The sequence below is a fragment of the Promicromonospora sp. AC04 genome (assembly GCF_003058225.1).
Taxonomy (GTDB): Bacteria; Actinomycetota; Actinomycetes; order Actinomycetales; family Cellulomonadaceae; genus Promicromonospora.
The window spans coordinates 565,919-579,374 of record NZ_QBUG01000002.1 but is presented as its reverse complement, the minus strand read 5'-3'; the positions used below and the strand labels follow the sequence as shown (position 1 = coordinate 579,374).

Genomic DNA, 13,456 nt, shown 5'->3' with positions numbered 1-13,456 from the left:
CGGGATGGGGAGTCCTCCCCATTCCACCGCGTCACGGGCCATGGAATAGTTCGTGACGTCGCAGAAACGGAGGCTGTCCGGAGGGGCAGCCACAGACAAAGGAGCAGGACATGGTCGCAGAGCAGGGCAATGTTTTCGGTCTTGACGTCGAGGCAGTCCGGAGCCTCGCCAACACGCTCCGGACCCAGGCGGAGGGTGTCCGGCAGGTCGTCACGTCGATCACGGCCCAGATGGCCCAGACCCAGTGGAGCGGTTCGGACGCCGTGCAGTTCCAGGAGGAGTGGGACGGTACCCACGCCACCAAGCTGAACGAGATCGCCGCGGCGCTCGAGACCTACGGCACGACCGCCGACAACAACGCCCAGATGCAGGAGGAGACCTCGAGCTCGTACTGATCGAGCCCGAGCTCTTCCAGCTCTGCAGGACGGGCTCCCGCACACGGGGGGCCACCACGAGGGATGCGGGACCATAGCCGGTCCCGCATCCCTCGATCAGCAAGGGGACTGATGATGTGGCCATCCGAACCTGTCGGTGGCAGGACATGAGGAGGATCATGTGAGCGGGGGTTTGGTAGGCGCCGATATCGAGGCGCTGCGTCTCCTTGCCGACAAGTTCGACGAGGGCAGCGAGACGCTTGACGCTGTCGTTTCATCCGTCGAGGCCGCGCTTCCCCAGGCGGAAGCCTGGAGCGGGCCGGACGGTGCAGGGTTCCGCGAGGAGTGGACCGGGAACCATCTGACAAAGCTTAAGGAAACGGCCACTGCGCTGACCGATGTCGCTGTCAAGGTGCGCGCCAACGCTGACGCGCAGCAGACGACGTCGGACGACTATGCGGGTGGCGGCGTCGGCGTCGGTGTCGGCGGCAGCGCCGGTTCAGGCGGCGGTGGCGGCGGCGGCGGCTCGGACTCGGGTGGCGGCGAAGAGGGCGGCGGTCCGAGCGGCTCCTACTCGCATCAGGGTCCCGAGGGCGAGTTCGAGCGGAACAACACCGAGTACACGTCCGAGCGTCACGGCACCTACGACGAGAACGGCAACTTCACGCCGAGCGGGACGGACGCCGACGGCAACCCGATCGACGCTGCCCGCGGGGCGGGCGACCCGAGCGTGAACGTCAACCTTGCCGAGGGCGAGGTCGAAGGGTTCGTCGGTGCCGAGGCCGGTGTCGAGGGCGAGTTCGGTTCCGAGGACGGCGCGCACGGTTCCGGTGAGGCCGAGGCGCACGCCGGCCTCGGGGCCAACGCGAGCGGGTCGGTCGGCCTGAACGAGAACGGGCTCACGGCCGAGGGCTCGGCCGGCGTCGAGGCGGGTGTCGGTGCGAGCGCGAGCGGCCAGGTCGGCTACGGCGAGCACATCGGTGCCGAGGGCGGCGCCGAGGCCTTCGTCGGCGGGCGAGCCGACGTCAACGCAGGCGCGACGCTGGGCCCGGAGGGCCTCGGCGTCAGTGCGGGCGGTGAGGCGTTCATCGGCGGTGAGGCTTCGGCCAATGGATCGGTCACGGTGGCGGGCGTAACGGCCGGCGCCGAGGGTGAGGTCTACGCCGGGCTCGGCGTCAAGGCGAACGCGGACCTCGACGTGGGCTGGGACAACGTCGGCGTCGACCTCGAGCTCGGAGCAGCTCTTGGTATCGGTGCCGGATTCTCGGTCTCGTTCGACGTCTCGCCTGCTGACACCGTGGACGCCATCGCGGATGCCGGTGGTGCAGTCATCGACGGCGCGGGTGACGCGCTCGAGGGTGTCGGTGACTTCTTCGGCTTCTAGTGACCCATCACAGAACCTGATTGGATAGCAGCATGAGCACAGTCACCTACCCGAGCGAGACCTTTCCCGGTTTCCCAGAGGTCGTCATGGACTGCCCGGAAGGCTGGGTCCCGCGTTCCGTGCCCGAGGCGCAGATCGCGATCATCCAGGAGCGCCCCGAGGGGGAGTTCCGGCCGAATGTGCTGGTCGTCATCCAGCGGATGAGGCCGGGGCAGACCTTCGACGAGGTGGTGCAGCGGGCGCTCGCCAAGTTCGAGGCGACGCCCGGCTACCAGGAGGTCGGTCGGGTCAAGACCACCATCTCCGGTCTGCCCGCTATCCGTATCGAGGGCGCCTGGACGAGCGAGACGACGGGCACCATGGCGCAGGCGCTGCGCATGGCCATCGTCGAGCACGACGGGGTCCGCGACGTCGTCGAGATCACCGGCACCTGCGCGGGAGCCCAGGCCAAGGAGATGTGGACGACCGTCCGGGCCATCCAGGACAGCGTCGAGCTGGCCGACCGATGAGCGACGCGCAGGGTCCCTCGACGGACCAGCAGTTCGCGGTGGTCAGCCGCCGCATCGTCTTCGTCGTGGGATCCATCTTCTTCGTCGGTGGCGTCCTCTCGATTCTCAACGACCAGCTGCTGCTCGGCATCGTTCTCATCCTCGTTGCCGCCGCCGGTGTGGTCTGGCGAGGAATGTGGACGTACAGGCGCGGACAGCGCGCGCTCGCCGACCGGGAACGCGCAGAGGTGCCCGACGGCCCGGTCCGGGCCGTCGGGGCAGCCGCACCGGTGGAGGACGTCGTGGCGCAGCTCGTCGGGATGAACAGCGACGGGCTGCCCTACCAGATCGACGCCACGCGGAGCCCGGACGGCGTACGCGTCACGGTCCAGTGGAAGCACGAGGAGATGCGCTGGCAGACCCTGTTCGTGCGCGGGTCGCAGGCTTACGCATGGCGCATGGAGGTCGACCTCGACCCGACCAAGGCGCAGTACAGGTTCGTCGAGCACTCCGGCAAGGCGTCCGTGCGCGCGGCCGCCGGGCCGCTGGGTGCGACGGCCTACGGCAACTGGACCTGGCAGAAGGGCAAGACGTCGGGTGGCACGTCCGCCTCGTTCGTCGAGGGCGCCGACGGCCAGGTCCACGTGGTCGGCCAGACGGGAACCCGCACCTCGTGGGAGGGTGCAGTCGTGATCAAGCCGGCCGACGCCAAGGTGCCGGTGTTCACCGTCCTGCGGAACAACGGCTGGCGGCCGCCCCGCGACTGGTCCGGAGCACGGCTGTTCGAGAAGTAGGCCCGGCCCACGCGGCCGGCGCCACGTCGTAACGCACCCTCGTGGCGCCCATCGGTGGCGCCACCACCAAGGAAGTGAGTGATTCACATGCAGTCCCGCCGTTCCATCCTGGCCGCAGTCACGGCCCTGATCGTCGCGCCCGCGCTCGCCGCCTGCTCGTTCTCGGCCGGCCAGCTCGAGCCGGTCGGGGGTGACTCCGAGGCCTCGGAGTCGGCGCCCGCGGAGTCCGCTCCGGCGGATGCCGGCGCCGAGGTGCAGACGGTCACGGCCGAGCACCTGACGGCCCAGATCCCTGCCGACTGGCAGTCGGTGGGAGACTCCGACGGCTGGTCCTACGTCTACGTGCTCCAGCAGGACGACGCCGACGGTGGTGTGGACGGCCGCATCGGGTTCATGCCCGGCGGCCAGGCGATGTCCGCGCAGGAGTCCATCGACTGGTTCATCGGCCAGGTCGAGGGCACGGGCGCGACCGACGAGAACTTCGCACCGGTCACCACGCTGCGCACCGGCGAGGACCGCGCCAACACCTCGTACACCTACCAGTCCGACGGCCAGCAGTACACCGGCGTGGTCTGGTCGATCATCGACGGCAACGGGATCCCCTCCCTGATCCAGCTCTCCGGTTCCGCGGACGTGATGACGCCGGAGTTCGTCGCGCAGGTCGACCAGAGCCTGGACGTCACGGGCAACTGGGAAGGCTCTGCTTCCTGACCTGCCGCACTGTTATCGGCGGGGGTGGCGGGGACGCCGAGCCAGGCGTCCGCGCCACCCCCGCCGTCGTCATGACGGGATGCCCAGCGCGAGCAGGGGCGCTGGACCCGGCCGACGGCCGATCCTCACAGGAACGCCACGTCCACCCCCTGAGCGGGGATGAGGCACGCCTTACCCGGTCGGTAGAATCGTGAGTGGCCTTCGCTTCCCTCCTGACCTCGACCGGAAGGCGCCCCTTTCGTGAGCACCACCCGACCCCTGCGCGTCGCCGTCGTCGGCGCCGGCCCTGCCGGCATCTACGCGAGCGACATCCTGTCCAAGACCGACCTCGACGTCAGCATCGACCTGTTCGAGCGCCTTCCCGCGCCGTTCGGTCTGGTGCGGTACGGCGTGGCCCCGGACCACCCGCGCATCAAGCAGATCATCGTCGCGCTCCACAAGGTGCTGGGCCGCGGAGACATCCGCCTGCTCGCCAACGTGGACTACGGCGTGGACGTGAAGCTCGAAGACCTGCGCCAGTTCTACGACGCCGTCATCTTCTCCACCGGTTCCATCAAGGACGCCGAGCTGGACATCCCCGGCATCGACCTCGACGGCTCCTACGGTGCCGCGGACTTCGTGTCCTGGTACGACGGTCACCCCGACGTGCCGCGCACCTGGCCGCTGGAGGCGGAGCAGGTGGCAGTGATCGGCGCCGGCAACGTCGCCCTCGACGTGGCCCGCATCCTCGCGAAGCACGCAGACGACCTGCTGCCCACCGAGATCCCGGCCAACGTGCACGAGATCCTGAAGTCCTCCCCGGTCACGGACGTGCACGTGTTCGCGCGCCGCGGCCCGGCGCAGGTCAAGTTCTCGCCGCTGGAGCTGCGCGAGCTGGGCCACGTGCCCGACGTCGACATCGTCGTGTACCCGGAGGACTTCGACTTCGACGAGGGCTCCGAGGCCGCCATCAACTCGTCGAACCAGACCAAGCAGGTCGTCAAGACCCTGGTGGACTGGACGCTGAAGGACCCGGCGCAGAACACGGCGTCGCGCCGTCTGCACCTGCACTTCCTGAACGCGCCCGCCGAGGTGCTCGGCGAGGACGGCAAGGTGGTCGGCTTCCGCACGGAGCGCACCGCTCTGCAGGGCGACGGCACCGCCAAGGGCACCGGCGAGTTCACCGACTGGCCGGTCCAGGCCGTCTACCGCGCCGTGGGCTACTTCGGCTCGGCCCTGCCGGAGATCCCGTACGACGACGTCAAGGGCGTCATCACCAACCGCGAGGGCCGGGTCGTCGACATCGACGGCAACCAGGTCCCCGGCGTGTACGCCACGGGCTGGATCAAGCGTGGCCCGGTGGGCCTGATCGGCCACACCAAGTCCGACGCGTCGGAGACGGTGCGCCACCTCGTCGAGGACGTCACCGGCGTGGCCGACGGCGAGGCGCCGGGCGACCTGGACGGCGGACGTACCGCGCCGCAGGGTACGCCGGAGGCGATCACCGAGTTCCTCGCCGGCAAGGGCGTCGACTACATCGAGTGGTCCGGCTGGGAGCTCCTGGACGCGCACGAGCGCTCGCTGGGCGAGGCCGAGGGCCGCGAGCGGGTCAAGGTCGTGCCGCGCCACGAGATGATCTCGATCAGCAGGTCGCAGGCCTGACGACGCGGTCGTGCGGTGACGGCGTGGGTCCCGCCCGGGGCTCACGCCGTTCTCGTCCCCGCAACGTGCGTGCGCGATCATGGTCCCGGGAACCGCCGCCTGGCGCGGCGCGTTCGGCTTGGTGGAAAGGAGTGCGATGCACAGGCACTACAACGGGCTGAAGACCGCCGCGCTGTTCGGCGGTATGTGGGTCGTGATCTTCGGCATCTGGGCGCTCTTCGGACGTAGCCCCGGCATGCTTTGGATCTTCGTGCTCATCGGCCTGGGGACCACGGCCTACGGCTACTGGAACTCCGACAAGCTCGCGATCAGGGCGATGCACGCGTACCCGGTCACGGAGCTGCAGGCCCCGGAGATGCACCGGATCGTGCGTGAGCTGTCCACGTCCGCGCGGCAGCCGATGCCCCGGTTGTACATCTCGCCCACCAAGGCGCCCAACGCGTTCGCCACGGGGCGCAACCCGCAGAACGCCGCGGTGTGCTGCACGGAGGGGATCCTGCAGCTCCTGAACGAGCGCGAGCTGCGGGGCGTGCTCGGCCACGAGCTCATGCACGTCTACAACCGCGACATCCTCACGTCGTCCGTGGCCTCCGCGATGGCCGGCCTCATCACGGCGCTGGCGCAGTTCCTGCTGTTCTTCGGCGGCGGCGACCGCCGCGAGGGTGGCAACCCGCTCGCCGCGCTCGCCATGGCGTTCCTCGCCCCGGTCGCGGCGATGCTGATCCAGATGGCGATCTCCCGCACCCGCGAGTACGACGCCGACGAGGACGGGGCCCGCCTGACGGGCGACCCCCTTGCCCTGGCCTCGGCGCTGCGGAAGCTGGAGCAGGGCACGCAGCGCGCGCCGCTGCCGCAGGACCGCGACCTCACCAACGTGTCGCACCTGATGATCGCCAACCCGTTCCGCGGCGCCGGCATCGGGCGCCTGTTCGCCACGCACCCGCCGATGCCGGACCGCATCCGCCGCCTCGAGGCGATGGCGGGCGGTCCGTCCGGTGGTTACAACCCCGGCGGCCCGACGTCGGGCCCGGACTGGGGCACCCCGCCGGGAATGCTCTGAATCCACCTCCTCGCCGCGTACGAAAGCGTTCGTCGCGGCCCGCGGGGGCGGATACGGTGGACCCAGATCCCGACCGGACGTGCAGGGGCGTCCGGGTGTTACGCAGAAGGAGCACCACATGGCCGACTCGTCGTTCGACATCGTCAGCAAGGTCGACCGCCAGGAGGTCGACAACGCGCTGAACCAGGCGGGGAAAGAGATCTCGCAGCGGTACGACTTCAAGAACGTCGGCGCCTCGATCGCCTGGAGCGGCGAGAGCATAGTGATCGTCGCCAACTCGTCGGAGCGCGTGCTCGCCGCCCTCGACGTCTTCGAGATCAAGCTGATCAAGCGCGGTATCTCGCTCAAGGCGCTCGATGTCGGTGAGCGCGAGCCCAAGCCGTCGGGCAAGGAGTACCGCCTCGCTGCCACCCTCAAGGAGGGCCTGGCGGGCGAGTCCGCGAAGAAGGTCACCAAGATCATCCGCGAAGAGGGCCCGAAGGGCGTGAAGACCCAGATCACGGGCGACGAGGTGCGCGTCACCAGCAAGTCGCGCGACCAGCTCCAGGAGGTCATGGCCATCCTGAAGGGCTCGGACCTGGACTTCGCGCTCCAGTTCACGAACTACCGCTGAACATGGAGGTCAGCAGCGCGTTTTGGGCTGCCAGTCCGCACACGGTCCGCAAGAGCGGACGATGAGCACGGGCTAACGGGTGGTTGCCGGGATACCGGTGGCCGCCCGTTCGGTCTGTCAGGAGGACTTCGCGGCCTCAGCGATGGGCTGTGCGGACAGTACGGTTCGCATGAGCGACGTTGCCGCCGCCCGAGTCTTGTCCTCTGCGCTCGGCCAGAGATGCGCGTACGTGCCGAGCGTGATGGTCGGGCTGGAGTGACCCAGAGCCCGTTGGACGGTGACGACGTCGCAGTTGTCGGCGATCAGGCCCGACGCGTAGAAGTGCCGCAGGTCGTGGAGCGTGTAGGCCTCCAGCCCCACCTGACGGCGCGTCGTTCGCCACGCCTGGGACGCGCTGTTGCGGTTCCAGAGTCCGCGCTTATCTCCGTTGGGGTTCCAGAAGATCCACTGCTCGTCACCACGCGGGGCGAACTTCTCGATGTGGCTGGAGATCATCGTCAGCAGCTCGCGCGGCACGTGGATGGTCCGCTCCGATCCGTACTTCGGCGGCTCGATTGTCGTCGTCTCGGCGGTGGAACCCTGAATCTGCCGGTTGACCGTGATCGTGCGGCGCAGAAAGTCGATGTCGCTGACTTGGAGCGCTGCCGCCTCACCGAGCCGGAGCCCAGCGAAGGCGCAAACAGCGATGAACCCCGAGAAGTGCTTCGGGGCGGCTTCCAGTGCCTTCCGCACGCCGAGCGGTTCGGGAATCGTCATCGCCGCCTCGGCGCGCCTGCGGCGAGGAAGCTTGATGTTCGTCGCCGGGTCGATCCCGATTACGCGATCTCGAACGGCAGCCGCAAAGGCTGCTCGGACGTAGTTGAACCGCGTTGTGATCGTGGACGGCTCAAGGCCCTTCTTCCGGGTCTTGGTGGGCTGCGACATCGCCTTGACCCACTTCTCCAGGTGCGAGGGTCTGACATCCCGCATCCGAACTGATCCGAACGTGACCGACTCGAACGCTGTGGTTGCTGCCTCGGTAGTGCCGGTCGCCCAGACCTGGCGCTCGGACCAGACAGCCCACCACTGGTCGAACGTGAGCGACCCGCGCTTGGGATCGGCGTACGTACCTGTCACCACCGTAGCAGTGACTTCGTCGAGCCAGTCCTGAGCGTCGGTCTTGCGATCGAAGTGGCGTGAGTGTTCTTTCTTGGCTTCGTCGCGGTAGCGGGCTCGCCACTTACCGTTTGGTCTCTTCTTGATGGATGCCATTACCTCTCCCTTTTGGAACTGTCATCTCCTGCTGGGGCGGTCTCAGGGGGTGCTCTTCTTGCGTCCGGGGCCCGCCTTGTTGAGGGCGTTCTCGATCCAGCGCCGGCTGGCGGGGTTCAGGTCTGATGCGTCGCGGAGGAATTCCTCGGCCTCTTCGCAGATGTCGTTGAGGCCGTCCCAGGCGGCCTCGTAGGCCTCGATCGCATAGGTGATGTTGCGTGCGAGCTTGGCGGCGTCACGGTCGACGTCAGCTTCGGGGTCGAGGTCGTAGAGAGCTTCGGGCTTGACGTCCAGGACGCGTGCGGCGACGAGCCCTTCGAAGAAGCGCAGTGGTCGTTGGCCGCGTTCGATCTTCTGGATGGTCTGCGGGTACATGCCTTCGACGCCGTTGCTCATGAGTGCCATGGCGAACTTCGCCTGGGTGATGCCTCGGTCCGTTCGGTACCGGCGCAGGTTGGCGCCAATGACTTCGTCTTCGTCCATGCCTCCAGGGTAACCGTTGTGGTGCGCACTGTCTCGGGACGTCAAAGTGGTGTGTGATAAATTGGTGTGCTACGGAGACGGCGCGCAACCGTGATGACACCGGGTCATCCCGTGCCGACATCGTCGAAAGAGGGTGGTGCTGGTGGCTGTCACGACGGACGCCGGAACGGACACGGCTGCGCAGAAGGACGATCCGATGCTGCGCACCCGGGAGGTCTCTGACTTCCTGGGCGTGCCGGAGAACACGCTGCGGTGGTGGCGGTACATCGGGAAAGGGCCGGACTCGTTCCGGCTCGGCCCGCGCCGGGTGGTCTACCGGCGTTCGAAGGTGATGGCCTGGTTGGCTGCGCAGGAGGCGGCTGGTGCCAAGCACACAGCGGCCTGACTCTTCTCGGGGCGGGCGGATGAACGGGGCTCGGACACTTCGGTGTCTGGGCCCCGTTGTCGTTGGCGGCAACGCCACCAGCCCGCACCAGCAGACCCCGGCGATGCAGATCGCGCGGTCCGTCGTCGGCCCCGGACGGGCCGACGACGGCGCGTTGGTGCAGGGGTTCCACCCTGTCGACTCCTCCTGCCTGGTTCACGTGACTAAGCGGCGGCACGTTGCAGCGAGCTGGACACGTGCAGCGTGTGCACCGAGCGACGGCAGCGGTACGGACTACGGCACGCGGCTGGCTGATTGCAGGCGGGCGACGACGTACGCGGGGTTGGTCACCTGGCAACGCAGCACACCTCAGGCAGTTGAGGAGCGCCGGCACCGTTGGCGTTGGTGCGTTTCGGCACCGTTGGCCGACGGCCCGCACACCTCGCCCGCACACACCAACGGTGGTGATCGGTCGTGGCGGTGAGCATCGTTCCGATGAGTGTCGGCAACGGCACTGAGTACCTGACCGGTTCCGTGGCCAGCGGTGACTGCGACGTCCCGAACCTCGGCGACGGCCTCGGCCTGGACCCGGTGACCGCGTACTACACGGCCGTGGGCACCCCGCCCGGGTACTGGCTGGGAAGCGGCGTCGCGGACCTCGGCGGCGGTGTGCTCGTCGCCGGGGCCCCGGTCACGACCACCCAGCTCCAGCGCCTTCTGGAGGCGGGCAGGGACCCGGTCACGACTGAGCCGTTGGGGCGGGCCTACCCGAAGATCGTTCCGTTGCGTGAGCGGATCGAGAACCGTGCCGCTGCCCTGGACCCGAACCTGAGCCCCGAGGACCGGCAGGCCGCCGTTGACGGCATCGTGCGGGACGAGACTCTGGCCGGGAAGCGGACAGCGGTCGCCGGGTTCGATCTGACGTTCTCGCCCACGAAGTCGGTCTCGGTCCTATGGGCCCTGTCGGACCGGAACACGCAAGCGATCATCCTGGGCGCGCACCGGGCCGCGATGGCCGAGACGGTCAAGTTCATCGAGGAGCACATCGCCGCCACGAGGATGGGAACCGATGCCGGGAACGGGTCGATCATGCAAGCGGACGTTTTCGGAGTGGTCGCCACGGCGTATGACCACTGGGACTCTCGCGCGCACGACCCGCAGTTGCACACGCACCTGGTGATCGCGAACAAGGTCCGGACTCTGGTCGACGGCAAGTGGCGCACTCTGGACTCGAGGGCGTTGTTCAACGCGAACGTCGCGTTCAGCGAGCACTACAACGCCGTCCTGGCCGACCGGCTGACCGGCGCGCTCGGTGTGAAGTGGGAGAGGTGCGTCCGGGGCAAGGACCGTAGCCCGAGGATGGAGATCGCCGGAGTCAGTGACGAGCTGATCGAGGAGTTCTCCAACCGGTCGGCGGAGATCGAGCACTGCGCGGACCGGCTCATCGACGAGTACCGGGAGAAGCACGGGCGGTCCCCGTCGCCGGGCACGATCAATCGGCTGCGGGAGCAGGCCACCTTGGAGACCCGCCCGCCCAAGACCATCGAGTCCTTGGCCGATCTCTCGGAGCAGTGGCGGGAGCGGGCCGGGCGCATTCTGGGCCAGGACCCGACCGAGTGGGCGCAGGGACTGTTGTCTGCTGCTCTGGCCGAACCGGGCCGAGTGTTCACGGCCGGTGACGTCCCCCAGGACGTGGTGGACATGGCCGCCTCGGTGGTGCTGAGCGTGGTCGGGGACAAGCGGGCCACGTGGAAGCACTGGAACCTGTGGGCTGAAGCCGAGCGCCAGACCATGCACTGGCGCATGGCCACCCACGAAGACCGCGTCCAGGTCGTAGCCCGGATCGTCGCCCAAGCCGAGGGCGGCTCCGTCGTCCTGACCCCACCCGAGCTGGCACCCACACCCCTGGCGATGCAGCGCGCGGACGGGTCCAGCACGCTACGGCCCAAGCACTCCGTCGTGTTCACCTCCCAGGCCGTCTTGGACGCCGAGAAACGCCTCCTCGGACTCATGGACGACCGGAACGCACCGGCCGTCGAGACCAAACGCCTCCGGGCGGCTCTGGACCAGAGCGTGCGGCAAGGCGTGCTCGACGCGTCCCAGGCCAACGCCGTCCTTGCCGTGGCCAACTCAGGGCGGCGCCTGGACCTATTGGTGGGCCCCGCCGGGACCGGGAAGACCACTACCCTGCGTGCGCTGCGCACCCTGTGGGAAGGGCAGCGCGGCCCCGGCACCGTCGTCGGTCTGGCGCCCTCCGCAGCCGCTGCTGACGTGCTGGCGACGGAACTCGGGATCGAGTGTGAGAACACGGCGATGTGGCTCACGCGTCACCAGCACGACCGTGCCCGGTTCGAGCCGGGGCAACTGGTCATCGTGGACGAGGCATCCCTAGCCGGCACGCACACCCTGGATCAGATCACGCGCGCGGCGGTCGAGGCCGGCGCGAAGGTGCTCCTGGTCGGCGACCCCGCCCAGCTCCCCGCCGTGGAGACCGGCGGCGCCCTGACCCTCCTGACGAACGAGCGCGCCCGCATGACCGGTGATGTCCCGACGTTGATCGAGGTACACCGCTTCCACGCCGACTGGGAGAAGCGCGCCACACTCCGATTGCGCGACGGTGACCCGGGCATCTTGGCCGCCTACCAGGAGCATGGGTGCATCCAGGCGGGCACCACCGAGGACATGACCGACGCCGCGTATGCCGCCTGGAAGGCCGACACCGAGGCCGGACTGTCGTCGGTGCTGGTCGTCCCGGACACCGCGACGATGAACGACCTCAACCGCCGAGCCCGCGCCGAACGCGTCCTGACCGGACAGGTCTCCGACGGCAGCACAGTCCGCCTGGCCGGGCACACCCGCGCCTCGGCCGGAGACACCATCCTCACCCGGCGCAACGACCGCACGCTGCGCCACGGACACGCCGGATGGGTTCGTAACGGCGACCGCTGGCAGATCACCACTGTCCACGACGACGGGTCGGTCACTGCTCAGCGCATCGATCCGGACGCGCACACCGATGCCCGGAACGCAGACCGCCAGCAGCTCAGTGGCCAGATGGTCCGGCTGCCCGCCACGTACGTGGCCGAGCACGTTGACCTCGGCTATGCGATCACCGCACACCGCGCCCAAGGCCTCACCGTCGACACGGCGTACACAGTCGCGAGCCCGAGCATGAGCCGGGAGAACCTGTACGTCGCCCTCACCCGAGGCCGCGCGACGAACATCGTGTTCGTGCCCGTCGACCAGCCCGACCGGAACCACAACCACGAACACGCCATCGGCGCGCACATCGACCCCGACCTGCCCGACCTCGACGCGGCCCGCACCGTCCTGGCAGGCATCCTGCACCGTGTCGGCGCCGAACCCTCCGCACACCAGACCCGGCACAACGAGGAACACCGCTGGGGTTCCATCGCACAGCTCGCCGCGGAGTACGACACCATCGCCACCCATGCGCAGCGACCCCGCTGGACCCAACTGGTCGCGCACACCCTGGCCGGGGAAGGCTTCACCCGACCCGCCATCGCCCAGGTCGTGGAGTCCGATGCGTTCGGGCCACTGTGTGCCGAACTACGCCGGGCTGAAGCAGACGGCCACGACGTCTACCGCCTCCTGCCCCGGATCGTTGCCAGCAGGAGCCTGTACGACGCCGACGACATCGCCGCAGTCCTGCACGACCGCCTCAGCCGGGCAGCCACCAGCACCGCCAAGGGACGTAACAGGGTCGCTGGGCTGGTTCCACAAGCCCAGGGGCAGTTCCCACCGGATGTTCGTGAAGCCCTCGACCGGCGCGCCGAACTCATCGAACACCGCGCCCGCGCCTTGGCCCAACGAGCGCTGCGCGACCGCGAGCCCTGGGCCCGGCATCTGCCGCCACGCCCCTACGGCGCGGGTGAAGATGCCTGGCGGGCCGCCGTCATCGCCGTGGCCGCGTATCGCGACCGCTATGGCATCACCGGAGACGGCTTGTTCGGTGAGCTGCCTACTACGTTGGTCCAACGCGACGACGCGCGCTGCGTCCGTGCCCTGATGCAGGAGCTAGCGGCCGACTCTCGTGGACTCGCCATGGGCGCAGCGCCAGAGCGCTGGCTGCCAGGACCTTAAGGAAGCGAACTCGACCATACGTTGTGTCAGACGCTTTCTGGGCGTGCGCCCCGGGTCTGGCTCGTCGCACAGATCATTCTGTACGCCAAGTCCCGCCGTCCGCGCCCGGCCCACCGGTTCTATGGAATCGCGATGAGCCTCGGCAGAATTATCCACGAAGTCATCGTCCGTGTGTCAAGAACGGCATCG

Annotated in this window: 12 protein-coding genes; 10 read left to right on the top strand and 2 right to left on the bottom strand. The window is 68.6% G+C overall.

The features are described 5' to 3' along the window. Positions 1–110: 110 nt before the first annotated feature. The 8 genes from C8K30_RS08135 (at position 111) to C8K30_RS08100 (ending at position 7,065) form a co-directional block, all read left to right on the top strand. Entirely contained in the window at positions 111–395 is a 285-nt protein-coding gene (locus tag C8K30_RS08135) for a WXG100 family type VII secretion target (RefSeq protein ID WP_108492362.1), read from the top strand. Positions 396–555: 160 nt separating this feature from the next. After that, positions 556–1,758 carry a WXG100 family type VII secretion target gene (locus tag C8K30_RS08130; protein WP_146197385.1) on the top strand — a complete coding sequence of 401 codons (1,203 nt, stop codon included), beginning with the start codon at positions 556–558 and terminating at the stop codon, positions 1,756–1,758. Positions 1,759–1,790: 32 nt separating this feature from the next. After that, positions 1,791–2,267 (top strand): DcrB-related protein, encoded by a 477-nt coding sequence (locus C8K30_RS08125; RefSeq protein ID WP_108492360.1) that lies wholly within the window; start codon positions 1,791–1,793, stop codon positions 2,265–2,267. Next, complete coding sequence (locus tag C8K30_RS08120) at positions 2,264–3,040, top strand: hypothetical protein (RefSeq protein WP_108492359.1); 777 nt, start codon at positions 2,264–2,266, stop codon at positions 3,038–3,040. The genes C8K30_RS08125 and C8K30_RS08120 overlap by 4 nt, the downstream gene beginning before the upstream one ends. A 78-nt stretch (positions 3,041–3,118) precedes the next feature. Beyond that, positions 3,119–3,751 carry a hypothetical protein gene (locus C8K30_RS08115; RefSeq protein ID WP_132237403.1) on the top strand — a complete coding sequence of 211 codons (633 nt, stop codon included), beginning with the start codon at positions 3,119–3,121 and terminating at the stop codon, positions 3,749–3,751. 240 nt (positions 3,752–3,991) lie between these two features. After that, a complete protein-coding gene (locus C8K30_RS08110; RefSeq protein WP_108492357.1) occupies positions 3,992–5,392 on the top strand; it encodes an FAD-dependent oxidoreductase in 1,401 nt (466 codons plus the stop codon). A gap of 136 nt (positions 5,393–5,528) precedes the next feature. After that, positions 5,529–6,452 (top strand): zinc metalloprotease HtpX, encoded by a 924-nt coding sequence (htpX, locus tag C8K30_RS08105; protein ID WP_108492356.1) that lies wholly within the window; start codon positions 5,529–5,531, stop codon positions 6,450–6,452. A 118-nt stretch (positions 6,453–6,570) separates the two neighbouring features. Continuing rightward, positions 6,571–7,065 carry a YajQ family cyclic di-GMP-binding protein gene (locus tag C8K30_RS08100; RefSeq protein WP_108492355.1) on the top strand — a complete coding sequence of 165 codons (495 nt, stop codon included), beginning with the start codon at positions 6,571–6,573 and terminating at the stop codon, positions 7,063–7,065. 117 nt (positions 7,066–7,182) lie between these two features. Here the strand turns inward: C8K30_RS08100 and C8K30_RS08095 are convergent, their stop codons facing one another. Both C8K30_RS08095 and C8K30_RS08090 read right to left on the bottom strand, forming a co-directional pair. Next, complete coding sequence (locus C8K30_RS08095; RefSeq protein WP_108492354.1) at positions 7,183–8,316, bottom strand: site-specific integrase; 1,134 nt, start codon at positions 8,314–8,316, stop codon at positions 7,183–7,185. A gap of 42 nt (positions 8,317–8,358) precedes the next feature. Further along, positions 8,359–8,799, bottom strand: a complete 441-nt coding sequence (locus tag C8K30_RS08090) for a helix-turn-helix domain-containing protein (protein ID WP_108492353.1) — start codon at positions 8,797–8,799, stop codon at positions 8,359–8,361. Positions 8,800–8,941: 142 nt separating this feature from the next. On the opposite strand from C8K30_RS08090, the gene C8K30_RS08085 reads away from it, so the two are divergent. Both C8K30_RS08085 and mobF read left to right on the top strand, forming a co-directional pair. Next, positions 8,942–9,184 carry an AlpA family transcriptional regulator gene (locus C8K30_RS08085; RefSeq protein WP_233257049.1) on the top strand — a complete coding sequence of 81 codons (243 nt, stop codon included), beginning with the start codon at positions 8,942–8,944 and terminating at the stop codon, positions 9,182–9,184. Positions 9,185–9,658: 474 nt separating this feature from the next. Next, on the top strand, positions 9,659–13,267 hold the full coding sequence (gene mobF / locus C8K30_RS08080; RefSeq protein WP_146197384.1) for a MobF family relaxase: 3,609 nt from the start codon (positions 9,659–9,661) through the stop codon (positions 13,265–13,267). Positions 13,268–13,456 lie beyond the last annotated feature (189 nt).